General features: G+C 72.4%; 26 protein-coding genes and 1 tRNA gene. 16 read left to right on the forward strand and 11 right to left on the reverse strand.

Annotated elements, in window-relative coordinates; translation table 11 throughout:
- Window positions 1-43 precede the first annotated feature (43 nt).
- The 3 genes from ACIBR0_RS07015 to ACIBR0_RS07025 all read left to right on the forward strand — a co-directional run bounded on the left by ACIBR0_RS07015 (window position 44) and on the right by ACIBR0_RS07025 (window position 3563).
- A complete protein-coding gene (locus ACIBR0_RS07015) occupies window positions 44-1384 on the forward strand; it encodes a hemolysin family protein (protein WP_396713274.1) in 1341 nt (446 codons plus the stop codon).
- Entirely contained in the window at window positions 1377-2378 is a 1002-nt protein-coding gene (locus ACIBR0_RS07020; RefSeq protein ID WP_396713079.1) for a hemolysin family protein, read from the forward strand. The genes ACIBR0_RS07015 and ACIBR0_RS07020 overlap by 8 nt, the downstream gene beginning before the upstream one ends.
- Window positions 2379-2549: 171 nt before the next feature.
- Window positions 2550-3563: an NlpC/P60 family protein gene (locus ACIBR0_RS07025; RefSeq protein ID WP_396713080.1), complete on the forward strand. Its 1014-nt coding sequence runs from the start codon at window positions 2550-2552 to the stop codon at window positions 3561-3563.
- A 106-nt stretch (window positions 3564-3669) separates the two neighbouring features.
- Here the strand turns inward: ACIBR0_RS07025 and dcd are convergent, their stop codons facing one another.
- The gene (gene dcd / locus ACIBR0_RS07030) at window positions 3670-4248 is read right to left on the reverse strand and encodes a dCTP deaminase (protein WP_357032494.1); all 579 of its coding nucleotides are present in this window, start codon (window positions 4246-4248) and stop codon (window positions 3670-3672) included.
- A gap of 78 nt (window positions 4249-4326) precedes the next feature.
- On the opposite strand from dcd, the gene ACIBR0_RS07035 reads away from it, so the two are divergent.
- Window positions 4327-4848, forward strand: coding sequence for a pyridoxamine 5'-phosphate oxidase family protein (locus ACIBR0_RS07035; protein WP_396713081.1), 522 nt, complete (start codon window positions 4327-4329; stop codon window positions 4846-4848).
- Between the two features lie 75 nt (window positions 4849-4923).
- Here ACIBR0_RS07035 and ACIBR0_RS07040 read toward each other — a convergent pair whose 3' ends face one another.
- The gene (locus ACIBR0_RS07040) at window positions 4924-5934 is read right to left on the reverse strand and encodes a zinc metalloprotease (protein WP_396713082.1); all 1011 of its coding nucleotides are present in this window, start codon (window positions 5932-5934) and stop codon (window positions 4924-4926) included.
- Between the two features lie 233 nt (window positions 5935-6167).
- Here ACIBR0_RS07040 and ACIBR0_RS07045 point away from each other — a divergent pair.
- Window positions 6168-6241, forward strand: a tRNA-Gly gene (locus ACIBR0_RS07045).
- 202 nt (window positions 6242-6443) lie between these two features.
- On the opposite strand, the gene ACIBR0_RS07050 is transcribed toward ACIBR0_RS07045, so the two are convergent.
- The 4 genes from ACIBR0_RS07050 to ACIBR0_RS07065 form a co-directional block, all read right to left on the reverse strand.
- Entirely contained in the window at window positions 6444-6974 is a 531-nt protein-coding gene (locus ACIBR0_RS07050; RefSeq protein ID WP_396713083.1) for a SigE family RNA polymerase sigma factor, read from the reverse strand.
- Window positions 6971-8098 (reverse strand): hypothetical protein, encoded by a 1128-nt coding sequence (locus ACIBR0_RS07055; protein WP_396713084.1) that lies wholly within the window; start codon window positions 8096-8098, stop codon window positions 6971-6973. Before ACIBR0_RS07055 ends, ACIBR0_RS07050 begins: the two co-directional genes overlap by 4 nt.
- Before the next feature lie 86 nt (window positions 8099-8184).
- A complete protein-coding gene (locus tag ACIBR0_RS07060) occupies window positions 8185-9546 on the reverse strand; it encodes a TolB family protein (protein ID WP_396713085.1) in 1362 nt (453 codons plus the stop codon).
- Window positions 9543-10046: a SigE family RNA polymerase sigma factor gene (locus tag ACIBR0_RS07065; RefSeq protein ID WP_396713086.1), complete on the reverse strand. Its 504-nt coding sequence runs from the start codon at window positions 10044-10046 to the stop codon at window positions 9543-9545. The genes ACIBR0_RS07060 and ACIBR0_RS07065 overlap by 4 nt, the downstream gene beginning before the upstream one ends.
- Window positions 10047-10177: 131 nt before the next feature.
- Between ACIBR0_RS07065 and ACIBR0_RS07070 the strand changes: the two genes are divergently transcribed.
- Entirely contained in the window at window positions 10178-11254 is a 1077-nt protein-coding gene (locus ACIBR0_RS07070; protein WP_396713087.1) for a MerR family transcriptional regulator, read from the forward strand.
- Between the two features lie 11 nt (window positions 11255-11265).
- Here the strand turns inward: ACIBR0_RS07070 and ACIBR0_RS07075 are convergent, their stop codons facing one another.
- Complete coding sequence (locus tag ACIBR0_RS07075) at window positions 11266-11553, reverse strand: DUF1905 domain-containing protein (protein WP_396713088.1); 288 nt, start codon at window positions 11551-11553, stop codon at window positions 11266-11268.
- Between the two features lie 53 nt (window positions 11554-11606).
- Between ACIBR0_RS07075 and ACIBR0_RS07080 the strand changes: the two genes are divergently transcribed.
- The gene (locus tag ACIBR0_RS07080; protein ID WP_396713089.1) at window positions 11607-12485 is read left to right on the forward strand and encodes an LLM class flavin-dependent oxidoreductase; all 879 of its coding nucleotides are present in this window, start codon (window positions 11607-11609) and stop codon (window positions 12483-12485) included.
- 4 nt (window positions 12486-12489) lie between these two features.
- Here ACIBR0_RS07080 and ACIBR0_RS07085 read toward each other — a convergent pair whose 3' ends face one another.
- On the reverse strand, window positions 12490-12921 hold the full coding sequence (locus ACIBR0_RS07085; RefSeq protein ID WP_396713090.1) for an ASCH domain-containing protein: 432 nt from the start codon (window positions 12919-12921) through the stop codon (window positions 12490-12492).
- A 107-nt stretch (window positions 12922-13028) separates the two neighbouring features.
- On the opposite strand from ACIBR0_RS07085, the gene ACIBR0_RS07090 reads away from it, so the two are divergent.
- Entirely contained in the window at window positions 13029-13550 is a 522-nt protein-coding gene (locus tag ACIBR0_RS07090) for an alpha/beta hydrolase (protein ID WP_396713091.1), read from the forward strand.
- A 41-nt stretch (window positions 13551-13591) separates the two neighbouring features.
- On the opposite strand, the gene ACIBR0_RS07095 is transcribed toward ACIBR0_RS07090, so the two are convergent.
- Window positions 13592-14143 carry a phosphoribosyltransferase gene (locus ACIBR0_RS07095; RefSeq protein WP_396713092.1) on the reverse strand — a complete coding sequence of 184 codons (552 nt, stop codon included), beginning with the start codon at window positions 14141-14143 and terminating at the stop codon, window positions 13592-13594.
- Between the two features lie 185 nt (window positions 14144-14328).
- Between ACIBR0_RS07095 and ACIBR0_RS07100 the strand changes: the two genes are divergently transcribed.
- The 4 genes from ACIBR0_RS07100 to ACIBR0_RS07115 all read left to right on the forward strand — a co-directional run bounded on the left by ACIBR0_RS07100 (window position 14329) and on the right by ACIBR0_RS07115 (window position 18643).
- Window positions 14329-14961, forward strand: coding sequence for a septal ring lytic transglycosylase RlpA family protein (locus ACIBR0_RS07100; RefSeq protein ID WP_357033572.1), 633 nt, complete (start codon window positions 14329-14331; stop codon window positions 14959-14961).
- 100 nt (window positions 14962-15061) lie between these two features.
- Window positions 15062-16189 (forward strand): PP2C family protein-serine/threonine phosphatase, encoded by a 1128-nt coding sequence (locus ACIBR0_RS07105; RefSeq protein ID WP_396713093.1) that lies wholly within the window; start codon window positions 15062-15064, stop codon window positions 16187-16189.
- 115 nt (window positions 16190-16304) lie between these two features.
- Window positions 16305-18161 carry an acyl-CoA dehydrogenase gene (locus ACIBR0_RS07110; RefSeq protein WP_396713094.1) on the forward strand — a complete coding sequence of 619 codons (1857 nt, stop codon included), beginning with the start codon at window positions 16305-16307 and terminating at the stop codon, window positions 18159-18161.
- 212 nt (window positions 18162-18373) lie between these two features.
- Window positions 18374-18643 (forward strand): DUF6458 family protein, encoded by a 270-nt coding sequence (locus ACIBR0_RS07115; protein WP_013730795.1) that lies wholly within the window; start codon window positions 18374-18376, stop codon window positions 18641-18643.
- Between the two features lie 60 nt (window positions 18644-18703).
- On the opposite strand, the gene ACIBR0_RS07120 is transcribed toward ACIBR0_RS07115, so the two are convergent.
- Window positions 18704-19240 (reverse strand): SixA phosphatase family protein, encoded by a 537-nt coding sequence (locus tag ACIBR0_RS07120; protein ID WP_396713095.1) that lies wholly within the window; start codon window positions 19238-19240, stop codon window positions 18704-18706.
- Between the two features lie 114 nt (window positions 19241-19354).
- Between ACIBR0_RS07120 and ACIBR0_RS07125 the strand changes: the two genes are divergently transcribed.
- A complete protein-coding gene (locus tag ACIBR0_RS07125; RefSeq protein WP_396713097.1) occupies window positions 19355-19648 on the forward strand; it encodes a DUF6458 family protein in 294 nt (97 codons plus the stop codon).
- 63 nt (window positions 19649-19711) lie between these two features.
- On the opposite strand, the gene ACIBR0_RS07130 is transcribed toward ACIBR0_RS07125, so the two are convergent.
- Complete coding sequence (locus ACIBR0_RS07130) at window positions 19712-20389, reverse strand: hemolysin III family protein (RefSeq protein WP_357033561.1); 678 nt, start codon at window positions 20387-20389, stop codon at window positions 19712-19714.
- Between the two features lie 109 nt (window positions 20390-20498).
- On the opposite strand from ACIBR0_RS07130, the gene ACIBR0_RS07135 reads away from it, so the two are divergent.
- The 3 genes from ACIBR0_RS07135 to ACIBR0_RS07145 are packed head-to-tail and all read left to right on the forward strand — an operon-like array spanning window position 20499 to window position 22736.
- Complete coding sequence (locus ACIBR0_RS07135) at window positions 20499-21158, forward strand: allophanate hydrolase subunit 1 (protein ID WP_396713099.1); 660 nt, start codon at window positions 20499-20501, stop codon at window positions 21156-21158.
- A complete protein-coding gene (locus ACIBR0_RS07140) occupies window positions 21155-22003 on the forward strand; it encodes a biotin-dependent carboxyltransferase family protein (protein ID WP_396713101.1) in 849 nt (282 codons plus the stop codon). Before ACIBR0_RS07135 ends, ACIBR0_RS07140 begins: the two co-directional genes overlap by 4 nt.
- Window positions 21987-22736, forward strand: a complete 750-nt coding sequence (locus ACIBR0_RS07145; RefSeq protein ID WP_396713103.1) for a LamB/YcsF family protein — start codon at window positions 21987-21989, stop codon at window positions 22734-22736. Before ACIBR0_RS07140 ends, ACIBR0_RS07145 begins: the two co-directional genes overlap by 17 nt.
- Window positions 22737-22764 lie beyond the last annotated feature (28 nt).

Genomic DNA, 22764 nt, shown 5'->3' on the forward strand with positions numbered 1-22764 from the left:
CGTCGTGCCCGCGCGTGCGAGAATCTCGCCGAGGTGAGGCGACATCGACGGCCTGCTCCTGACCACGCTGCTTCCCCTGGTCGGCTTCGTGCTGCTGACCGGCGGCAACGCGTTCTTCGTCGCGGCCGAGTTCGCCCTGGTGACCGTCGACCGCGTGGAGATCGACCGGCGGTCCGAGGCCGGCGACTCCCGGGCGGTCGCCGTCCGCCGGGCGCTGCGGGAACTCTCCTTCCAGCTCTCCGGGGCGCAGCTCGGCATCACGCTCACCGCCCTGCTCACCGGGTACCTCGCCGAGCCGGCACTGGCCCGGCTCTTCAGCCCCGTGCTACGCCCGGTCGCCGGCGACGCCACCGAGCGGTTCACGCCCTTCCTCGCACTGGCGCTGGCCACCCTGCTGTCCATGCTCTTCGGGGAACTGGTGCCGAAGAACGCCGCCCTGGCCCGGCCGATGCCGGCCGCGCTCGCCACGGCCGGCCCGATGCGCGCCTTCTCCCGGAGCTTCGGCTGGCTGATCCGGGGGCTGAACGGTTCGGCGAACCGGCTGGTGCGGGCTCTGGGCGTGGAACCGCAGGAGGAGCTGGCCAGTGCCCGGTCTCCGGAGGAGCTGGGCCTGCTGGCGGCCATCTCGGCGCGGGCCGGAGCGTTGCCGCCGGACACCGCGATGCTGCTGCGCCGCACCATCCGCTTCGGCGAGAAGCGCGCCGCGGAGGCGATGACGCCCCGGGTCGACGTGGTGGCCCTGCGGGCCACCGCCAGCGTCGCCGACCTGCTGGAGGAGTCCCGGCGGACCGGCCGGACCCGCTTCCCCGTCTACGAGGAGACCCTCGACCTGGTGACCGGCGTGGCGGGGGTGCCCGACGCGCTGGGGGTGCCGCCGGCGCGGCGGGAGTCCACCACGGTCGCCTCGGTGGCCCGCGAACCGGTGTACGTGCCGGAGAGCCTGGACCTGGACGGGGTGCTCGCCGCGCTGCGGGCCGCCGGCGCCGACCTCGCCATCGTCGTCGACGAGTACGGCGGCACGGACGGGGTGGTGACCGTCGAGGACCTGGTGGAGGAGCTGGTGGGGGAGATTGCCGACGAGTTCGACCCGGACGCCGTACCGGACGCGAACGCGGTCGAGCTGACCGTGCCGGGCGGTGAACGGACCGTCCTGGCGGACGGGGTGCTGCGCTACGACGAGTTGGTCGAGCAGACCGGCTTCCGGCTGCCCGAGGGGCCGTACGAGACGTTGGCCGGGTTCCTCATGGCGCGGCTGGGCCACATCCCGGTCGCCGGTGAGACGGTCGAGGAGTCCGGCTACGAGTTCACCGTCGTCGAGGTGGAGCGGCACCGCATCGAGCAGGTCCGCGTCCTGCGCCCCGTGGAGCCCGAGGCCGATGGTTGAGCTGCTGGTCACCGGCGTCCTGCTGCTGGGCAACGCGTTCTTCGTCGGCAGCGAGTTCGCGCTGATCGCGTCCCGGCGTACGGTGGTCGAGCCGCTCGCCGCCACCTCGAAGCGGGCCCGCTGGGCCCTGTCGGCGATGAACCAGATCCCCCTGATGATCGCCGGGGCGCAACTGGGCATCACCGTCTGCTCGCTGGGCCTCGGCGCGATCGCCGAGCCGGCGCTGGCCCACCTGCTGGAACCGGTGTTCCACGCGGTGCACCTGCCGGCGCCGGCCGTGCACCCGGTCTCGTTCCTGCTCGCCCTCGGCGTGGTGGTCTTCCTGCACACCGTGGTCGGCGAGATGGTGCCGAAGAACATCACCCTGGCCGGCCCGGAACCGGCCGCGCTGTGGCTGGGCCCGGCGATGCTGGCGTTCTGCCTCGCGACGAAGCCGCTGCTGCTCGCGATGAAATGGGCGGCGCGGCACGTGCTGCGGCTGTGGCGGATCGAGGCCACCGAAGCCGTGAAGACCGTCTTCACCGCCGAGGAACTGGCCGGGCTGGTCGCGCAGGCGCGTACGGAGGGGCTGCTCGACGCCGAGGAGCACGCCCGGATCACCGGCGCGCTCGCCCTGCACAGCCGGACCGCCGCGGACGCGCTGCAGCCCTGGTCCACCGTGACGACGGTTGCCGAGGACGTGTCGCCGGCCTCGCTGGAGGTGCTCGCCACGAGTACCGGCCGGTCCCGCTTCCCGGTGGTGCAGCGCAGCACCCGGCGGGTGCTCGGGTTCGTGCACGTCAAGGACGTGCTCGGGTACTCGGGCGTGAGCCGTCGGGCACCGGTGCCGGCCGACGTCTACCGGCCGCTGGCGGTGGTGCCACCGGACCGTACGCTCGCGGACCTGCTGCTGGCGATGCGCCGCGAGCGGCGGCACATGGTCCTGGTGAGCGACGGCCGCCGTCCCCTCGGCGTGGTCACCCTCGACGATGTATTGACCGCTATCGTCGGATAGGGCGTCGCGTACGCATGGTGTGCGTGCCATCGCGCAGACATGAACTGGCCACTGGTCGCCTTGATTCCCGTGCCCACCTTCCCTAATGTGATGCACCGGCCGCTGTGGATCGTCTGCCTCGCACTTCTTCCCCGTCGCGAGGCGCCCGGCGGCGGGTTGCAAAAGGAGTCGGTGCCGGTGGCAACCATGCCCCCTCATCGTCATGCCGTGGGACGGTCAGCCCGTCCGGATGGCCTGCGCCGGGTCTTCCACCGTCTGCTCGTCCTGGTCGCCGCCGTCGCGGTGGGCGCCGGCGCGCTCGCCGCGCCCGCGTACGCGGAGCCCTCGGTCGACGAGATCGAGGCCGCGATCGACAAGCAGTGGGAGCAGTTGGAGCCCACGATCGAGCAGTACAACAAGGTGCGGGCGCAGCGGAAGGTCAACATCAAGAAGGCCGCCGACCTGCAGAAGAAGATCACGCCGCTGGCCCTGGAGAGCGAGCTGGCGTTGAACCGGGTCGCCGACATGGTCTCCCGCTACTACATCACCGGCCCGTCGCAGGACATCAGCGCGCTGCTGGTCAACGGCAGGCCGAGCGACATCGGTGAGCAGATGCTCATGCTGGACCGGCTGGCCGCGCAGGAGCGCAGGGAGGTGGCGGGCGTGCTGGCGGTCCGCCAGAAGTACGACGACCAGAAGAAGAAGCTGGACGAGCTGATCGCCGCGCAGGCCAAGCAGGAGCGGGACCTGGCGGCGAAGAAGACGCAGATCGACGCGGAGATCAAGCGTCTCCAGGCGTCGCTGCCGAAGACCACGGTCAAGGTGACCAACTGCCCGACCATCAACGGTGTGGTCAGCGAGGCGGCGCGGATCGCCATCAAAACCGCCTGCGCGCAGGTCGGCGACCCGTACGTCTGGGGTGCGACCGGGCCGAACTCGTTCGACTGCTCGGGCCTGACCCAGTACGCGTACAAGGCGGCCGGGATCAACCTGACGCACTTCACCGGGGCCCAGTGGAACGAGGGCCGGGCCATCCCGAAGTCCGAGGCGCGCCCGGGTGACCTGGTGTTCTTCTTCAGCGACCTGCACCACGTCGGGATCTACCTGGGCAACGGGCAGATGGTGCACGCGGCGCGGGCCGGCAAGCCGGTCAACGTGTCCAGCATCCAGTACATGCCGCTCGCCGGTTTCCGTCGACCCGGCTGACCGGCGACGAACGACGAGGGGCCCCGGACGGGTGACGTCCGGGGCCTTCGTCGTACGCCGGAAGAGGGTGGAGCGGGGAGCGGAGCCGGCGGTCGCCGGCGGCGCGTCAGCGGGTCGGCCAGGTGCGCCAGTGCTGCCAGGAGCGGCTCGGGGTCGGGCCGCGCTGCCCCTGGTAGCGCGAGCCGTAGACGGCCGAGCCGTAGGGGTGCTCGGCCGGCGACGACAGCCGGAAGATGCAGAGCTGGCCGATCTTCATGCCGGGCCAGAGGGTGATCGGCAGGTTGGCCACGTTGGACAGTTCCAGCGTCACGTGACCGGAGAAGCCGGGGTCGATGAACCCGGCGGTGGAGTGCGTCAGCAGACCGAGCCGGCCGAGGCTGGACTTGCCCTCCAGGCGGCCGGCGAGCTGGTCGCCCAGGGAGATCACCTCGAGGGTGGAGGCGAGCACGAACTCGCCCGGGTGCAGCACGAACGGCTCGCCGTCGGGCACCTCGACCATCGACGTCAGGTCGTCCTGCTGCTGCGCCGGGTCGATGTGCGTGTAGAGGTGGTTGTTGAAGACGCGGAACAGCTTGTCCAGGCGTACGTCGATGCTGGACGGTTGCACCAGCGTAGGCTCGAACGGCTCCAGCGCGAGCGCGCCCGCCTTGATCTCGGTGACCAGGTCGCGGTCGGAGAGCAGCATCGGAACACCATAGCGAGCGGGCCGACCGACCTGCGTGTCGGAGTGCGCGTTCGAACGTTTGTTCGATAGAATGCCGACATGGCTTCCTGGTCCGAATTCGCCGCCGACGAGCCCCGCCTCGCCGACGGGATCCGCCTCCTTCTGCAGCAGTACGGGCCGGGCTTCGGCTACCTCGCCACGGTCCGCGCCGACGGCGGCCCCCGCGTGCACCCGGTCTCCCCGATCGTCACCGACGAGGGTCTGTTCTGCTTCGTCATCGACTCACCCAAGCGCCGCGACCTCGAACGCGACGGCCGCTACGCGCTGCACTCCTTCCCGGCGGAGGAGAGCGACGACGAGGCCTACGTGGCGGGGCGCGCCCGGCCGGTGACCGACCCCGCCCGGGTCGCCCGGCTGGCTCGCAGCTTCCGGGCCGCGCCGCACGTCGACTGGCGGCTCTTCGAGTTCACCGTCGACGTGGCGATGCTGACCCGCCGGGAGCCCGGGAGCGTCGTGGGCCACGGTCGGCCCGCCGTCCAGCTCTGGGTCGATCCGAGCGGCGGCGACCCGGCCGCCGTCGCCGAGTTACGCCCCGCCCGTCACGACCGCGTGGCGGCCTGACCACGAAAAGAGCGGTGCCGGCTCCGTGGGGCGGAGCCGGCACCGGCTTTCGTACGCGGTGACGCGAGCGTCAGGTCACGCCGCGCGGTAGGTGTTCCAGGCGGTCAGCATGCGGCTGGCCTGGCCCGCCGTGAACTGGTACATGCAGGAGTCGTACGTGTAGTCCATGAAGTTGGTGATCGGGTCCTGCCCCGGGGCGCTGCAGGTGTCCCGGCCGGTCGGGCACTGGAAGGCCGGGGAGGCCTCCGCCGGGGTGTCCGAGACGTTGTCGCCGGAGCCCGAGCAGCCGTTCTGGAAGGTGTGGTAGAGGTTCAGCCAGTGGCCGACCTCGTGGGTGCCCGTGTCGCCCAGGTTGTAGTTGGTGGCGGTGCCACCGGGAAGCGACTCGCTCAGCACGACCACACCGTCGGAGCTGCTGAGACGGCGGGTCGGGAAGGTCGCCCAGCCGAGCAGGTCGTCGCTGAGCTCACCGAGGTAGATGTTCAGCGTGGACTTGCCGCCGACCCGCAGCGAGGACTTCATCGTCCGCTCGGCCGACGAGCCCTGCACGATCGGGTACCACGCCGGGTTGGTGACCCGGTTGATCGACTGCAGCTGGAACGCGAAGGCCGTGGCCGCGCCGCCGGTGCCGCCGCTGAACGACTGGTTCAGCACGTTGATCTGCGAGGTGACCATCGAGTCGGGGATGTTGCCGCCGGCCCGGGTGCTGTCCCGCTGGATCACGTGCACCACGACGGGGATCGTGACCGACGCCGCCGCTGCGGCGTTCGTCTTGAAGCCCTTCCGCTTCACCTGCTCCTGGACCAGGTCGGCCAGCTCGGCCTCACGCTGGTGCACCTGGGCGAGGGTGAGGGCGTTGGGGTCGTGCTTGACGGCCCCTCCGGGCCGCACCTTCACCTTCGCCGAGGCGCCAGCTGCCTGCCAGCACTCCTCGGCGGAGACCGGCGAGGCCGCGGCGAGCGGGGCGCTGGTCGGCGTCGTGGCCGTCGGCAGGACGCCGACCGTCGCGATACCGAGCAGCAGGGCGAAGGACGTCGATGCGATGCCGGCGTTGCGCCGGGTCAGCAGGTTGGGACGGAGTCCCATGGGCCCACCTCTTTCTGACGGTGCGACCGGGGGTGTGTCGCACCGGGGCTGAGAACGTGTGGCAGACGTTACAACCCATCGACAGATTTGAGAACGGTCATATGTTGCCGGGAGGAAACTTTTTCCTGTCCTGGTCGGCGTGGGGTGACGGGACGGGCGCGGGCGGTCGTGGGTGACGCTCCGGGGGTGCCTGGGTGCGTGGCTGTGGCGACTCGGGTACAGTGGTGCCGCCTGCGGGTGTAGTTCAATGGCAGAACATCAGCTTCCCAAGCTGACAGTGCGGGTTCGATTCCCGTCACCCGCTCCAGCGTGAAGGCCCTGGCCAGGACGACAGTCCGAGCCAGGGCCTTCGATGTTGATCGGGCCAGGGGCGCCACCGCCGCGCTGGTCACCGTGCAGCCAGGTGAGCGCTGGATGTACGACACCGCACGTGCCGCCCGAAGACCGGAGTGGGGCCCCAGCTCAGGATCGGTCTCCTGGCTGGGGCCCCCGTCATTGCCGGCGGCTCGTCAGTTCGAGCCCGCCGAGGACTCCTGGAACGCCTCGGCCAACGGGCCGTCGACCCGACGCAGGGCGTTCATCGCCCGGCTGGCGCGGCTCTTCACCGTGCCCGTCGAGCAGTTCAGCATTCCGGCGATCTCCTGCTCGCTGAGCCCGGCCCAGTACCGCAGCACCAGCACCACCCGCTGCCGGGCGGGCAGCCCCCGCAGCGCGCTGAGCACCAGCCGAGCCGTGTCGCGCGGCTCGTAGGGGTCGGCCGTCCGCCGGTCCGGCAGCTCCGCGGTGGGGATTTCCCGGCGCCACAGGCGCCGTCCGGCCCGCCAGGCCGCCCGCACCATCACCTGTCGGGTGTACGCGTCGGCGTCGCCGTCCGGGTGCAGCCGGTGCCAGGCACGGTACGTCTTGACCAGCGCCTCCTGGGCGAGGTCTTCGCCGTGTCCGTGGTCCCCGGTGAGTAGGGTGCCGTGCCGGACCAGGGTGGCGTACCGGGCGTTGACGAACTCAGCGAAACCGGCCGGACCGGCCGCGGGGGCGCTCACTTCCCCGCTCCCGGGGTGAGCAGGGCCCGGACCTCGGCGAGGAACCCGGCCGGCAGCCAGACCCGTCCGCCCATGGAGGAGGTGGCGAACGCGCAGTCGTCGGTGCTGCTGATGGCGATCACCGCCTGGGGCATTTCGGACGGGTAGGTGAGGGTCAGAGTGGCCATGTCCCTGCCGGCGGCCTTCCAGAGCGGGGAGAGTTGTTGTGCCGAGGCGCACGGCAGTTCGCCGTCGTTCACGGCCCGGTCCAGTCCGCGCAGTCGGTCGAGCACCTTCGCCACGGCAGAGGCGTCGGTGGAGTCGAGCCGGTCCTGCTTCGCCCCGGCGAGGCTTGCCGTCGGGGCGGAATCGGGCAGGACCAGCCGGCCCGACGGCACCGCCTCGCTGCTGACCGAGCCGAGCAGAGTGTCCAGTTCCGCTGCCGGAGTCTCGACGACGAGTCCTGCGCCGGCCCAGGGCAGGTCGACGTTGAAGGCCGCCCAGGTGGACCGCTCGGACACGCGAAGGTTGTTGACGTCGTTGTCGGTCAGCCAGGCCGGCTGCCCGCCGGGCAGGATGACCTCGCTGACGCCCTCGCTGAACCTCGTCGGGGCTCCGCGGTAGGACCTCGGCTGCCAGGGGCGGACCTGGATCTGGGCGCGGGCGTCGCAGGTGCCGCCGGGAATCCAGTTGGCGTTGACCAGGATCGAGCCGGGGGTGACCTCGCAGTCGGTCACCGGCTTGCCGCTGTCTCCCCGAACCGCCCTCCAGCCGCTCCGGATCTTCAGAATCAGCCCGTTGATCCGTACCTCCGAGTCGGTCACCGTCGCGGCCACCTTGCGCGGTTCCGGTGGGGCTCCGACATCTCTGGTCGGTCGTTCGCTCGGTAGCGGCGGTGAAGTCCGAGCGGCATCGGCGCTCGCCGAGGGGTTCGCGGCGGGTGTACCGGTGCCCGTCCGGTTGGCGGCGACCAGAGCGCCGGTGGCGAGCAGGGCGACCGCGACGGTGCCGGCCGCGCCCGCCGTGGCCAGATGTCGGCGGCGGTTCGCCCGCCCGCGTCGGAGGATCTCTGGCACCGGGTCGGCCACCCGTGGTCGGGTGTCGGCGACCGCCGCGTCGAGCAGCGATCGAATCCGCTCAGTCATGATGTGCCCGTACCTCCCGTGGTCGATGTCCCACCTGTCTAAAGACCCCGGGGAGCGCACAGGTTCCACCGATCACCGATTACCGATCACCGAGGCGTCCGATCTCGCCGGAGCGCCAGTCGGGTGCGAGCGCGGTACGCCGCGATGCCCGCCACGAGAACGGCGATGAGGAGGACCGGCCAGAACCAGAATCGGGGGCCCATCCCATCCGGCGGACTCGCGGCGCGGGTGCCACCGCTGCGGATCACCTCGTCGGAGGCGTCGATCGCCACGACGCCGCTCGGGGCGGTGAGCAGGGTGGTGGGAGCGTCCGCGCCCCGGCCGAGGGACAGCACCCGGACGGTGCCGACGTTGCCGTACGCCAGTCGCTGATCCATGTCGAGAGGCGCGTCGAACACGGTTGGCGTGCGGGGTTCCGGGAGGTAGGCGACGACCCGGGCGGAGCCGTCCACCGCCCACCCCAGGAGCCGGATCGCGGTCACACCGGAGACGGCCGGCGTGTCCATCGCGCCGAGGTCCCGGCCCGTGGCCGGGTGGATCCGCCGCAGGCTCCAGCTGCCGCCGTCCCGTCGGGCGACCGTCAACGTCCGGCCGTCGGTGCTCCAGGCGCCCTTGCCGGCCAGTTCCGTCTCCGGCGCGAGGGTGAACGAGGAGAGCCGCCGGCCGTCCAGGTCGGCGACGGAGACCGTCCGTCCGGTCTGGAAGGCCAGCCGTGCACCGTCCGGGGCGAAGGCGACGGGCGATCCGGGCTCCTCCTCGTCGGCCAGCCGGGTCCGGCGGTCACTGTCCATCCAGACGATGCTCAGCACCTGCCGGTAGGCGCTGCCCTCCTGGTTGGCCGGAACCGTGTCGCGGACGACCAGCGCCCGAGCGTCCGGCGACCAGCCCGCCGGTTCGACCAGGACGGTGCCGGAGACCCCGCTGGCCACGGTACGGCTGTGCCCGGTCACCAGGTCGACAACCTTCACTCGGGGACGCGAGTAGCCGACTGACCTGAAGGCGACCTGGCGACCGTCGGGGGACAGCACCGTGTCCTCGCCGGCCTGCGCCTCGATCTCGCCCTTGATGATCCGGTAGCGGTCGGCGTCGGCGCCGACGACCGCGATGACGCTGCCCTCGTCGCCGTGCGTCAGACCGGGGGCCTGACCGGTGAAGATCACCGAGGCGGGGCCGAGACGCGGTCGGCCGGTGACGTACAGGCTGCCGAAGGGCGGCACGCCGACCCGGTCGGGCAGTGTGGCCTCCGCGCCCGCCGCCAGGCCGGCGGCGGGGGTACGCGCCAGCGGCAGCACCGCCCCGGCCAGCGCGACCAGCACCAGCGCCGCCAGGGCCGCGAACGCGTTACGGCGGCGGGAGTGGCGGGCGGTGGCGAGCGCCCGTTCGTAGACCGGGTACGCGGGGACGTCGGCCGCCGCGCTGTGCAGAGACTCGCGCAGTCGTGCGGTCATCGCGGGATCCTCTCCGCCGTGCCGTCAACCAGGTCGGGGGCGATGGCGCGCAGTCGACGTACCGCGTCGTGGCCGTGCCGCTTGACCGTGCCGACGGAGCAGCCCAGCACCTCGGCGACCTGCGTCTCGGTCAGGTCCTCGTAGAACCGCAGCACGACCACGGCGCGTTGGCGCGGGGTGAGCTGGCGTAGCGCGGCCGCCAGCGTCAGCCGCAGGGCGGTCGTGTCGGAGTGGTCGTCGCCGGGCCGGTCGGTGGGCTCCGGGTCCAGCCGTTCGGCGAGCCGGCGGCGCCGCCACCAGGAGACCTGCTGGTGGTACATCACCCGCCGCACGTACGCCTCGGGGTCGCCGTCGCGGATGCGCCGCCAGTGCCGGTACGTACGGGCCAGCGAGGTCTGCAACAGGTCCTCGGCGAGCTGATGGTCGCCGGTGAGCAGGTAGGCCCTCCGGGACAGTGCCGGTGAGCGCTGCACCACGAACTCGTGGAACGACTCGGTCATGCCCACCCCCTCGCCAGGTAAGACGCCTCCCGTTGCCGCAATGGTTGAGGCCCATGGTTGACCTTGACCTTCGGGTAAGCCGCAGCCTTGTCCGTGCCGGCCACCGTGGCCGGTGCGGGGAGGATGGCGACGTGGGGTTGCTGACCATCGGGGCGTTCGCCAGGGCAGCGCGCCTCACGCCGAAGGCGTTACGCCTGTACGACGAGATCGGTCTCCTGCCGCCGGCCGCGGTCGACCCGGAGTCCGGGTACCGGCTCTACGAGCCCGGGCAGCTGGAGCGGGCTCGGTTGATCGCTTCGCTGCGCCGCATCGGGATGCCGCTGGCCGAGATCCGTCAGGTGTGCGGCCTCGACGCCGAGGCGGCTGCCGGGGCGGTCGACGCGTACTGGCAGCGGGTCGCCGCCGACACGGCGGCCCGCGGGCGCCTCGCCACCCTCCTCGTGGACCTCCTCTCCGGAAGGGACACGACCATGTCCGAGATCGAACTCCGGTACGCCGTCCGCTGCGAGGCCGGCGCCGTCCGGGAGACCAACGAGGACGCCGCGTACGCCGGCGAACGGCTGCTCGCCGTCGCGGACGGCATGCGGGGACCCGGCGGTGCGGCGGCCAGCGCGGCCGCGATCGACGTACTCAGGCCGCTGGAATCTGCCGACGTGCCGGCGGCCGACCTGCTCGGCCTGCTGGCCGACGCGGTTGCCGACGCCGACCGCATCGTGCGCGGGTCGGCGGTTGGCGACCACCAGCCGGTCACGACCCTGACGGCGCTGCTCCGGTCCGGCACCCGGCTGGCCGTGGTGCACGTCGGCGACACCCGGGCGTACGTGCTGCGGGGAGGCGAACTGTCCCAGCTGACCCAGGACCACACGTACGTGCAGTCGCTGGTCGACCAGGGCCGGCTCGGGCGCGAGGAGGCCGACGCGCACCCGCAGCGGGCCCTGCTGGTGCGTGCCCTAGGTGCTGGCGGGAAGCACGTCGAGGCCGACCTGGCGCTGCGTACCGCGGTCGCCGGTGACCGGTACCTGCTCTGCTCGGACGGGCTGTCGGCCGTTCTCGACCGGCCGGCGCTGCACGACGCCCTCGGCGCGGCGGCCGGACCCGACGAGGCGGTGCAGCGCCTGGTGGACCTCGTGTACGCGGCGGGGGCGCCGGACAACGTCGCCTGCGTCGTCGCCGACGTGGTGGCCGCAGGTGCCGCGCCGCAGGTCTGACCCGGTGACGCTCAGAGGTCCACGGTCAGCCGAACCGTCACCGTGTCGCCCACGTCGAGCCGCTCGGCCCGGCGTACGCCCGCCTTCACCGGCACGACGTACCGACCGTCCTTGGGCCAGAGCGACGTCCGCCAACCGGTGCCGCCGATGCGGGCGGTGACCGGGATCATGCCCCAGCCGTAGCTGACCGACGCCGACGTCGCCTCCAGCTCGGCGCACTCCGGCTCCGGGACCGTGACGAAGTGCCAGGGTGACGGGCCCTTCCAGAACCACAGCTCGCCGGTGAACTCCAGGTCCATCGATCCAGGATAGGAGCGTCGGCACCGGACCCACCTCCCCGTACGCTGCGATCATGCGGATTGGCATCGTGATCCTGCCCGACCAGCGCTGGTCGGAGTCGCAGCGGCGTTGGCGGCAGGCGGACGAGTGGGGTTTCGACCACGCCTGGACGTACGACCACCTGGGCTGGCGGGACCTGGTCGACGGCCCGTGGTTCGACTCGATGGCCACGCTCACCGCCGCCGCCACGGTGACCGGAGGGATCCGGCTCGGCACGCTTGTCGCCTCGCCGAACTTCCGGCACCCGGCCGCGTTCGCTCGGCAGGTGACCACGCTCGACGACGTCTCGGAGGGGCGGGTGCTGCTCGGCCTGGGCGCCGGCGGCATCGGCTTCGACTCGGCGGTGCTGGGCGGCGAGGAGCTGCCTCCGCGCGAGCGGGTCGACCGGTTCGCCGAGTTCACCGAGCTGCTCGACCTGGTGTTGCGGGAGGACGGGACGACCTGGCGGGGCGACTGGTTCGCGGCGGTGGACGCACGGAACAACCCGGGTTGCGTGCAGACGCCCCGGGTGCCGTTCGTGATGGCCGCCAACGGGCCGCGCTCGATGCGGCTGGTCACCCGGTTCGGCCAGGGCTGGGTCACCACCGGAGTCGGCGGCGACGACGTGGAGAGCTGGTGGGACGGCGTCGCGGAGTTGGGCGGGCGGATGGACAAGACGCTCGCGGCGGCCGGTCGGGATCCGGCCTCCCTGGACCGCTACCTGTCGCTGGACGCCGCGCCGGCCTTCTCGCTGCGCAGCGCGGAGTTCTTCGCCGACCAGGTGCGGCGGGCCGCCGCCCTGGGCTTCACCGACGTGGTCACCCACTGGCCCCGGGCCAGCAGTTGGTACGCCGGTGACGAGGCCGTGCTGGTGGACGTGGCCACGAACCTGCTGCCGGAGCTGCGCCGTTGACGGCTCAGGTGCTGAGGTCGCCGGTGGGGATGCCGCCGTCACCGGCGGAGACCAGCCGGAAGCGAACGCAGACGACGTCCGTGTCGTCGGTGACGGGAGTGCCCATCCGCGCCCAGAAACGGGCGTGTCCCTCCCGCCACTCCTCGATCGAGCGGTCGCCCTCCCCCTCGGAGCGGGCGAAGTCCCAGGACACGTCGGCGAAGCGGACCACCTCGACACCGGTCACCTCGACGACGGCGACCAGCGCGTCGTGATCGTCGACGAGAACCAGCCGCTCGCCGACGTGCTCCAGGTCCTCGTTCTCCCCGGCGTACTCGGTGAGCAGCCCGGCGGTCGCGGTCTTCACGCCGGCGAGCACGAGCGTGTTGAGGTTCGTCCGCATCTCACCGGGCGTACCGAGATCGAGTGTGCGCAGTCCGCCGATCCGAGGCCACATCCTGCCGAGGCTACCGCCCGGTTTGGTCCGGCGTCGTCTCCATTGTCGCCCCCACCAGGGGCGAGGGCGGCGCTACCGTGATTGCGACGAGGACGAGGAGAAGAAACATGGCGGACCGCCAGGCGATACTGATCCCGGGTCGGGGCTACGACACCCGCTACCCGCTCTTCGTCTACGCGGGTGAGGCGCTGCGCCGGGCCGGCTTCGCCCTGCACGCGATCTCGTGGCAGGTGCCCGAGGACCTGGCGATGGCGCAGGCCCGCGCCTGGGTGGCCGGGCAGGTCGCCGCCACCCTCACCGGGCGGACGGACCTGCTGGTCGGCAAGTCCCTCGGCACCTTCGCCACGCCGCTCGCCGCCGAGCGCCAGCTACCCGCGATCTGGCTCACGCCGCTGCTGCGCGTGCCCGAGGTGGTCGACGGCCTGCGCCGGGCCACCGCGCCGTACCTGCTGGTCGGCGGGACCGCCGACCCCTCCTGGGACGGCTCGGTCGCCCGCCGGCTCACGCCGAACGTCGTGGAGATCCCGGAAGCCGACCACGCGCTCATGGTGCCCGGCCCGCTGGCCCGGTCCGCCGACGCGCTCGGCCGCGTGTGCAGCGCCGTCGAGGAGTTCGTTCAGACGAGCTGAGCGGCGTAGCGGGCGGCGCCCGAGCACCCGCTCGTGCCCGGTCAGCCCTCCAGCGCGGTGCCGGAGACCAGCCCGTGGAGGCGCAACTCGGCGACGGTCTCCGGGGCGCAGCCCACCACCACGGCGGCGGTGCCGACCGGCTCGGCGCCCCGTGCCGCGCAGATCTCGTACAACGCCCGCACCTGGGCGCCGGTGGCCACCCAGTCGTCCACCACCAGCACCCGGTCTCCGGGGTCGATGCTCCGCTCCCGGACCGCGAGGTCCACCCGTCGGCCCCGGAAGTCCGCCGGGCTCTGCGCCCAGGTCAGCGGCCCGGCGGGGAGCCGACCGTCGCCGGGCTTGTGTGCCGGCACGAACCCGACGCCGAGGGCCGTCGCGGCGAGCGGGCCGACGAGGAACCCGGTGACCGCCGGGGAGATCACCACGGTCGGCCGGGCGGCCCGGAACGGCGCGACCAGGGTGGGACCGAGCCGGGCGAGCACGTCCGGGTCGCGCCACCAGCCGGAGACGTCGCTGACCAGGTGGGTCGCCCCGGGACCGGGGTCGATCCAGCGGACCAGTTCGAGGAGACGTTCGCTCAGCTCAGCGGCCATGGGCCCATCCTGCGGGAGGTGGTCGCCCACCGGTGACCCGGGCCGGCCGGCCCATCGTGGATCGGATGATCGGCTACACGTACCACCGCAATTGCGGGCATACCACCATGATCACGTTGACTTCGGAAGTGCTTCTCTCGTTACGGTCCGACCCGGTTTGTTCAGCTAAGGAAAGGACCGGGCCGGTGGCTGGCAGGCACTCCCGTACCCGCATGATCTCCTCACCGGCCGGCATCGCGGCCACCGCGGCGATCGGTGTCGCGCTCGCCGTCGGTGGCACCGTCGGCGCCGTCCAACTGACCTCGGCCTCGGGATCGGCGCGGCCGGCCGCGGTCGACCTCACGCCGGTCACCCCGTCGGCCGAGCCGACCACGCCGTCGGCGTCGCCGAGCCTCAGCCCCAGTGCCGCGCCCAGCGTGAGTGCGAGCCCGAAGGCCACCCGCACGCAGGCGCCGTCGCGGAGCAGGCCGCGTACCGCCGCGCCGAAGCCGTCGCCGACCGCGACCAAGAAGACCAGCACCGCCCGCCCGGTGGTGGACAGCGGCTCCTGCGGCGCGTCCTTCTACTCCGAGGGGCAGATGACCGCCAACGGCGAGACCTTCGACCCCTCGGCGCTGACCGCCGCGCACAAGACCCTGCCGTTCGACACGAAGGTCCGGGTCACCAATCCGTCGACCGGCAAGTCGGTGACGGTCCGGATCAACGATCGGGGTCCCTTCATCGAGGGGCGCTGCATCGACCTGTCCCGCGCCGCCTTTGCCGCCATCGCCCCGCTCGACGCCGGGCACGTCGAGGTCCGGTACGAGGTGCTCGGCTGAGCCGGTGCGCGACGGCGATCGGCCCCGCGGCGGGGACCGGCCGGCCAGAACCTTCTCGGACGACGGGTCAGGTTCATTCACCAGTTCACGTCCATCGGGCATGCTGTCCGGTGTACGTACGAAAGCCTTCCAGTCGGGCCGCGGCCCACTGAGCCCCGGATCCCGCGCCGGTCTCGGCGCGGCCCTCGTCCTGCTCGCAATCGTGTCCGCCGTGGAGCTGGCCGACGGTCGCGGAGCGAACTACATCGCGCTGATGGTGGCCGGGCCCTTCCTCGCCGCCGCGCTGGCGTCCTGGCGGGTGGTGCTGGGCGTCGGTGCCGCCGCCACCGTGCTGGGGGCGAGCTTCGCCCTCGGCGAGCGGACCGTCTCGCTCTCCACCGCCGTCGCCGTCGCCGGCATCGCGCTCGGCACGGCGATCGCGGCGGCGACAGCATCGGTACGGGAGCGGCAGGCCGAGCAGATCGCCGAGCTGTCCAAGCTCGCCGCGGTCGCCCAGCAGGCGGTGCTCCGGCCGCTCGGTCCCCAGGTCGGCACGCTCTCGGTGGCCGCCCGCTACATCTCGTCCACCGCCACGGCCGAGATCGGCGGCGACCTGTACGAGGCGGTCGACACCCCGTACGGCGTCCGCATGATCATCGGAGACGTCCGCGGCAAGGGCCTGGACGCGGTCCGGCTGGCGAGCATCGTGCTGGGCTCGTACCGGCACGTGGCGTACGAGCGGGCCGACCTGCGGGCCGTCGTGGCCGACCTGGACCGGGCGGTGGCCCGCAGCGTGGGCGACGAGGACTTCGTCACCGCCGCCCTGGTCGAGGAGCGGGGTGGCACGCTCACGATCGTCAACTGCGGGCACCCGCCGCCGCTGCTGCTGCGCCGGGGCGCGGTGATCCCGCTGGAGCCGCCGGCGCCCGCTCCGCCGCTCGGGTTCATGCCGGTGGTCCGGCCCCGGGTCGAGCGGCTGGAGCCCGGTGACCGGCTGCTGCTCTTCACCGACGGGTTGGGCGAGGCACGCCGGGACGGCGAGTTCTTCCCGACCGCCGACCGCGCCTGGCGGCTGCTCGGTCACGGCACGGTCGGCGACGGGCTGGCCTCGCTGGAGACCGCCCTGGTCGAGTGGGTGCGTGGTGGTCTCGACGACGACATCGCGCTGGTCCTCATGGAGTACCGGGGCTCGCGTACCGGCGTGACCGCCGCCGTGCCGAGCTGGGAGGTCGGCGCCGCCGAGAGCTGAACCGCAGGTGTGTAATAGCTGTCACTTTCACGATCGGCTTGTCGTGGCTACCCGCGAGTAATACAGTCTGGAGTTACTGATCGGTAACACCTGTCCGGAAGCGGGGCCAGCGAGCATGACCCACTACAAGAGCAACCTTCGGGACCTCGAGTTCAACCTCTTCGAGGTCTTCGGGGCGGACCGGACGTTCGGCCAGGCGCCATACACGGAGCTGGACGTCGACACCGCCCGCAGCTTCCTCTCCGAGGTCGACCGCCTGGCCCGCGAGGACCTCGCGGCCAGCTACACGGACAGCGACCGCAACCCGCCGGTCTTCGACCCGGCGACGCACACCGCGCCGCTGCCGGAGTCGTTCAAGAAGTCCTACAAGGCGTTCATGGACTCCGAGTTCTGGCGCCTGGACCTGCCCGAGGTTCTGGAGGGCAGCAACGCCCCCCGCGCGCTCTGGTGGTCGATCGCCGAGCTGGTTCTCGGTGCCAACGCCCCGATCTGGATGTACTCCTCCGGCCCGTCCTTCGCGCACGTGCTCCACGTCGAGGGCACCGAGCAGCAGAAGAAGTGGGCCAAGCTCTTCGTCGAGAAGCAGTGGGGCTCCACGATGGTGCTCACCGAGCCGGACGCCGGTTCGGACGTGGGCGCCGGCCGTGCCCGCGCCATCCAGCAGCCGGACGGCTCGTGGCACATCGAGGGTGTCAAGCGCTTCATCACCTCCGGTGAGCACGACCTGAGTGACAACATCGTCCACTACGTGCTGGCCCGCCCGGTCGGCGTCGAGGGCGTCGGCGGTGCCGGCACCAAGGGCCTGTCGCTCTTCGTCGTGCCGAAGTTCCACTTCGACGAGGAGACCGGCGAGCTGGGCGAGCGCAACGGCGTCTTCGCCACCAACGTCGAGCACAAGATGGGCCTGAAGGTCTCCAACACCTGCGAGGTGACCTTCGGCGAGCACGGCGTACCGGCGAAGGGCTGGCTGCTGGGCGAGAAGCACGACGGCATCCGGCAGATGTTCATGATCATCGAGTACGCCCGGATGATGGTCGGCACCAAGGCGATCGCGACCCTCTCCACCGGTTACCTGAACGCCCTGGAGTACGCCAAGAACCGGGTGCAGGGCGCCGACCTGACCCAGATGGCCGACAAGACCGCGCCGCGGGTGACCATCACCCACCACCCGGACGTCCGCCGGTCCCTGCTGCTCCAGAAGTCGTACGCCGAGGGCCTGCGTGCCCTGGTCTGCTACACCGCCTCCTGGCAGGACAAGGTCGCCATCGCCGAGGCGGCCGGCGACGAGAAGGCCATCAAGCTGGCGAAGCGGGTCAACGACCTGCTCCTCCCGCTCGTCAAGGGCGTCGGCTCCGAGCGGGCGTACGAGCTGCTCGGCCACGAGTCGCTCCAGACCTTCGGCGGTTCCGGCTTCCTCCAGGACTACCCCCTGGAGCAGTACGTCCGGGACGCCAAGATCGACACCCTGTACGAGGGCACCACGGCGATCCAGAGCCTCGACCTGATCTTCCGGAAGATCGTCCGGGACAACGGCAAGGCTCTGATGGCGATCGCCGGCGAGATCCAGGAGTTCATCGCCACCGAGGGCGGCAACGGCCAACTCAAGGTGGAGCGGCAGGCGCTCGGCAAGGCGCTCGCCGAGATCCAGACCATGCTCGGCGTGATGACCGGCTGGCTGGGTGAGGCGCAGGGCGGCGACACCCGGGCGCTCTACAAGGTCGGCCTGAGCAGCCGGCGGTTCCTGCTGGCCATCGGCGACCTGGTCGTCGCCTGGCTGCTGCAGAAGCAGGCCGACGTGGCGCTCAAGGCGCTGGCCGGCGAGGTGTCCGGCGCCGACCAGGCGTTCTACACCGGCAAGGTGGCCGCCGCCCGGTTCTTCGCCCGCGAGGTGCTGCCGCGCCTCGGTTCCGACCGCCGGATCATCGAGGCTGCCGACCTCGACGTCATGGACCTCCCGGAGGAGGCCTTCTGAGTCACCCCGTACCGCTGCGCGGTGCGGTGGGCCCGGGCACGACCCGGGGATGAGCTGGTCACGACGGCCGGCGGGCTACGGCTCGCCGGCCGTCGTCCGTTCGGCCGGCGATTGACCGGCGCACACCGGATAACCCGTCGGCGTGGCGGGTAACCGTCGCGGGGGTACGTCAGAGAACGCCCAGAGCCACCGCACGGGGGAGTGCAGCGCACATGGGCATTGGTAGCGGGATCTTCCTGATCGCCATCGGCGCGATCCTCACCTTCGCCATCCGGGCGAACGTCTGGTGGGTGGATCTACGCGCGGTCGGCTGGGTGTTCATCCTGGCCGGGCTGGGCGTACTGCTCACCACGCTCTGGTTCTGGCAGGACCGGCGCAAGCGGGCACGAACCCTCATCGTGGAGGAGAACCGGCTGTCGCACCCGACCGCGATGATGCCGCCGCCGCCCGACCCGCCGCCGCCGACGGCGCCCCCCTCCTGAGCGGGGAGACGCCACCGCACGCACCACCCGGGCCACCTGTCGCACCCGCCGGCGGGTGGCTCAGCCGCGTGCCGTGTGCCGGGCGGTGATGGCGGCGAGGCCCCGGTCCAGCCGCGCCCAGTCAGCGGCCGTCCGGTGCACCACCACGTCACAGCTCCGCAGGCCCTCCCGGTCCGCCCGCTCCGGGTCGAGTAGCGCCGACAGGAGCGAGATGCCCGGGTTGTGGGCGATGAGCAGTACCGTGCGGGCTGCCCGGTCGACCCGGTGCACCAGGGCCAGGAGATCCTCCGGCTGTGCCTCGTACGCGTCCGGCTCGTAGCGGACGGCCGGAGCCGGCCCGGCGGAACCGCCCTCCGGGGGAGTGCCGGTCATGCCCAACGCCACCCCGTGCCACGTCTCCCGGGTGCGCCGCGACGTCGAGCAGAGGACCACGTCGGGCAGCAGGTCGTGCCGGGCGAGCCAGGCGCCGGCGGCGGCCGCGTCGGCGCGCCCCCGAGCGGCCAGCGGGCGTTGGGCGTCCGGTCCCTCGTCGGGCGGCTCGGCCTTGGCGTGCCGCAACAACACCAGCGTCCGTTCCCGGGTGTGTGCGTCCGTCATCTCCCCAGCTTGCCCGATTGGGGATCTCACCGTCGGGGTAAGTCGAGGGAGCCGCAACCTCATCGATGGCCGCGGTGGACGGATACGCCAGGTGACAGCCGAGGAGGCGACGAGATGGGCATTGGCGCCAGTATCTTCCTGATCGCACTGGGTGCGATCTTCGCGTTCGCCGTGGAGGCGAACCTGGGTTGGCTCGACCTCGCCGTGGTCGGCTGGGTGCTGATGCTCGCCGGCCTGGCCGGGCTGCTGACCACCCTCTACTTCTGGAACTCGCGTCGTCGCACCGCCGTCGCGCCCCCCACGACCGTCCGGCGGGAGCGCGTCGTCGCCGACCCCGTCGTGCCGGTGCAGGACGACCGGGTCGTCGAGGAGTACCGCGAGGTGCGCCGGCCGGGCCGGACCATCTGACCCCTGATCTCCAGCCACCGGGGGCTCCGCAACGGCGCGGGGCCCCCGGTTCCTGTGCGGGCGTCAGGCGAAGAGGGCGAAGTAGATCGCGATGTGGTGGCAGACCGCCGCCACCAGCGTGCAGGCGTGGAAGAACTCGTGATGGCCGAAGACGGTGGGCCACGGGTTGGGCCGGCGGAGCGCGTAGAACACCGCGCCGACGCTGTAGATCGCACCGCCGACGGCCAGCAGCACCAGGGCGGTCACGCCACCCTCGTGCAGGATGTCGGGCAGCATGGCCACCGACACCCAGCCGAGGGCCAGGTAGAGCGGGGCGGACACCCAGCGTGGGGCGTGCGGCCAGACCATCTTGAGCGCCACTCCGCCCAGCGCCCCACCCCACACCAGTGCGAGCATGATCGTCGCCGCGCGGGGGTCGAGCAGGAGCACGCAGAACGGCGTGTACGTGCCGGCGATGAACAGGAAGATCATCGAATGGTCCATCCGGCGCATGATCTGGTAGCCGCGCTCGGACCACACCCGGCGGTGGTAGAGCGCACTGGTGCCGAAGAGGCCGCAGACGGTCAGGCTGTAGATCAGGCAGCTCACCAGCGGTGCCCAGCCGGGCCGGGACGCGGCGATCGAGCAGAGCACGATGCCGCAGACCAGCGCGACGAAGAACGCGTACGTGTGCAGCCAGCCGCGCATCCGGGGCTTACCGATGTCGACCGGCTTCAGGCGAAGCGGTGCGGAGGTGGTCACCCCCACAGGTTACGACACCGTAGGTTACTTCTTGGTAGTGCCGCCGGTCACGAGACATGTCGGGCCGGGTGACCCGAGGTGCGGGGGATCGATCGGGGAGGATGGCGGGATGCGGATCCGACCGGTCGGCACCCACGCCCTGCTGCTCGACTGCGCCGAACCCGAGCCGGGCGGTACGCCGCCCGGCACCCCGGACGTCGCCGCCCGGGTCGAGGCGTGGCGGGCCGAGCTGTGGCGCCGCCGAGACCGGGGTGACCTGGCCGCCCTGGAGATCGTCCCGGCCGCGACGACCGTCCTGCTGGACGGCGTACCCGACCCGGTGGCCACCGCCGCCGTCGTCGCCGGCTGGACCCCGGAACCCCTGACCACCACGGCCGCCGCCGGAAGCGTCGACGTCCCCGTCACGTACGACGGGGAGGACCTGCCCGCCGTCGCCGACCACTGGGGTGTCGACGTGGCGGCGGTCGTCGACCGGATGGCCGGCACCGCGTTCCGGGTGGCCTTCTGCGGCTTCGCGCCCGGGTTCGCGTACCTGACCGGGCTCCCGGCCGACCTGTCGGTGCCCCGGCTGCCCTCGCCGCGCCCCCGGGTGCCGGCCGGCTCGGTCGCCCTGGCCGGCCCGTACGCGGGCATCTACCCGACCGCGTCCCCGGGCGGCTGGCTGCTCGTCGGGCGGACCACGCTCACCCTGTTCGACGTGCACGCCGACCCGCCGGCCCGACTCGCCCCCGGCACCCGCGTCCGGCTGGTCCCGGCGCGACAGCCGTGATCGAGGTGCTCCGCGCCGGTGCGCTCACCACCGTGCAGGACCTGGGTCGGCCCGGCTGGGCGCACCTCGGCGTACCGCGATCGGGTGCGCTCGACCCGGACGCGCTGCGGCTGGCCAACCGGCTCGTCGGCAACCCCGAGTCCGCCGCCGGCCTGGAGATCACCCTCACCGGCTGCGAGCTGCGGTTCCGACTGGCCGCCACCGTGGCGCTCACCGGTGCCGACGTCGCCGTACGGGTCGGCGGACGCCCCGGAGACACCGGCCGGCCGCTGTCCGTCTCGGCCGGGGCGGTGCTCCGCGTCGACGCCCCCCGCGCGGGCCTGCGGACCTGGCTCGCCGTCGGCGGGGGGATCGCCGTCGAGCCGGTGCTCGGCAGTCGGGCCACCGACACCCTCTCCGGCCTCGGCCCGCCCCCGCTGCGCGACGGCGACCGGCTGCCCGTCGGCGCACCGGCCGGACCGCCCGCCCCCGTGGACGTCACCGTCGCGCCACCGGTCCCCGACGAGGTGCGGCTGACCGTACGCCTCGGTCCCCGCGACGACTGGTTCACCGCCGCCGCGCGGGACCGGCTGCTCCGCAGCGCGTACGCGGTGAGCCCGTTGAGCAACCGGGTCGGCGCGCGACTGACCGGCGCACCGCTGCCCCGCGCGGTGGCCGGGGAACTGCCCAGCGAGGGCATCGTCCTCGGCGCGGTGCAGGTGCCGGCCGACGGCCAACCGCTGGTCTTCCTCGCCGACCACCCGACCACCGGCGGGTACCCGGTCATCGGAGTGGTGGACGACGTGACCCCGCTCGCACAGGCGCGCCCAGGCACTACGGTGAGATTTCATGGACCTCAACGCTGACCTCGGCGAGGGATTCGGCATCTGGCGGCTCGGCGACGACACGGCACTGCTGGACCTCGTCACCTCCGCCAACGTCGCATGCGGCTTCCACGCCGGGGACGCGTCGACCATGCGCCGGGTCTGCGAGGCCGCCGCCGAACGCGGGGTCGCCGTCGGCGCCCAGGTGGGCTACCGCGACCTCGCCGGTTTCGGCCGGCGACACATCGCGTACGCCTTCGCGGAGCTGCGCGACGAGATCACCTACCAGCTCGGCGCCCTCGACGCGTTCTGCCGGCTGTTCCGCACCCGGGTGCGCTACCTGAAGCCGCACGGGGCGCTCTACCACGCCGCCGCCTGCGACGAGTCCCAGGCGGCGGCCGTGGTCGCCGCCCTCAGGGAGTACGACGACCAGCTGCCGTTGCTCTGCTCACCCGGCTCGGTGGTCGCCCAGCTCGCCATGGGAGCCGGGCTGCGCGTGGTCGGCGAGGGCTTCGCCGACCGGGGCTACCTGCCCAACGGCCGACTGGTGCCCCGGACCGCGCCGAACGCGCTGGTCACCGACCCGGAGGAGGTGGCCGAGCGGGCGGCCCGGATGGCCACCGAGCGGACCGTGGTGGCCGTCGACGGCAGCGTGATCCCCTGCCCGGTGGAGTCGATCTGCCTGCACGGCGACAACCCCGGCGCGGTGCGCGCGGCCGAACTGGTCCGCGCCACCCTCATCGACGCCGGCGTCACGCTCACTCCGTTCGCGTGACAGGACGGGCACGCTGAACTCACCCCAA

Source organism: Micromonospora sp. NPDC049497, from assembly GCF_044465805.1.
Classification (GTDB): domain Bacteria; phylum Actinomycetota; class Actinomycetes; order Mycobacteriales; family Micromonosporaceae; genus Micromonospora.

Bases quoted from the DNA above. Each gene is read 5' to 3' on its own strand.
- ACIBR0_RS07020 (WP_396713079.1), top strand. From the start codon at position 1,377: ATGGTTGAGCTGCTGGTCACCGGCGTCCTGCTGCTGGGCAACGCGTTC.
- dcd (WP_357032494.1), bottom strand. From the start codon at position 4,248: ATGCTGCTCTCCGACCGCGACCTGGTCACCGAGATCAAGGCGGGCGCG.
- ACIBR0_RS07035 (WP_396713081.1), top strand. From the start codon at position 4,327: ATGGCTTCCTGGTCCGAATTCGCCGCCGACGAGCCCCGCCTCGCCGAC.
- ACIBR0_RS07040 (WP_396713082.1), bottom strand. From the start codon at position 5,934: ATGGGACTCCGTCCCAACCTGCTGACCCGGCGCAACGCCGGCATCGCA.
- ACIBR0_RS07055 (WP_396713084.1), bottom strand. From the start codon at position 8,098: ATGACTGAGCGGATTCGATCGCTGCTCGACGCGGCGGTCGCCGACACC.
- ACIBR0_RS07060 (WP_396713085.1), bottom strand. From the start codon at position 9,546: ATGACCGCACGACTGCGCGAGTCTCTGCACAGCGCGGCGGCCGACGTC.
- ACIBR0_RS07065 (WP_396713086.1), bottom strand. From the start codon at position 10,046: ATGACCGAGTCGTTCCACGAGTTCGTGGTGCAGCGCTCACCGGCACTG.
- ACIBR0_RS07075 (WP_396713088.1), bottom strand. From the start codon at position 11,553: ATGGACCTGGAGTTCACCGGCGAGCTGTGGTTCTGGAAGGGCCCGTCA.
- ACIBR0_RS07080 (WP_396713089.1), top strand. From the start codon at position 11,607: ATGCGGATTGGCATCGTGATCCTGCCCGACCAGCGCTGGTCGGAGTCG.
- ACIBR0_RS07085 (WP_396713090.1), bottom strand. From the start codon at position 12,921: ATGTGGCCTCGGATCGGCGGACTGCGCACACTCGATCTCGGTACGCCC.
- ACIBR0_RS07090 (WP_396713091.1), top strand. From the start codon at position 13,029: ATGGCGGACCGCCAGGCGATACTGATCCCGGGTCGGGGCTACGACACC.
- ACIBR0_RS07095 (WP_396713092.1), bottom strand. From the start codon at position 14,143: ATGGCCGCTGAGCTGAGCGAACGTCTCCTCGAACTGGTCCGCTGGATC.
- ACIBR0_RS07105 (WP_396713093.1), top strand. From the start codon at position 15,062: ATGCTGTCCGGTGTACGTACGAAAGCCTTCCAGTCGGGCCGCGGCCCA.
- ACIBR0_RS07110 (WP_396713094.1), top strand. From the start codon at position 16,305: ATGACCCACTACAAGAGCAACCTTCGGGACCTCGAGTTCAACCTCTTC.
- ACIBR0_RS07115 (WP_013730795.1), top strand. From the start codon at position 18,374: ATGGGCATTGGTAGCGGGATCTTCCTGATCGCCATCGGCGCGATCCTC.
- ACIBR0_RS07120 (WP_396713095.1), bottom strand. From the start codon at position 19,240: ATGACGGACGCACACACCCGGGAACGGACGCTGGTGTTGTTGCGGCAC.
- ACIBR0_RS07125 (WP_396713097.1), top strand. From the start codon at position 19,355: ATGGGCATTGGCGCCAGTATCTTCCTGATCGCACTGGGTGCGATCTTC.
- ACIBR0_RS07135 (WP_396713099.1), top strand. From the start codon at position 20,499: ATGCGGATCCGACCGGTCGGCACCCACGCCCTGCTGCTCGACTGCGCC.
- ACIBR0_RS07145 (WP_396713103.1), top strand. From the start codon at position 21,987: ATGGACCTCAACGCTGACCTCGGCGAGGGATTCGGCATCTGGCGGCTC.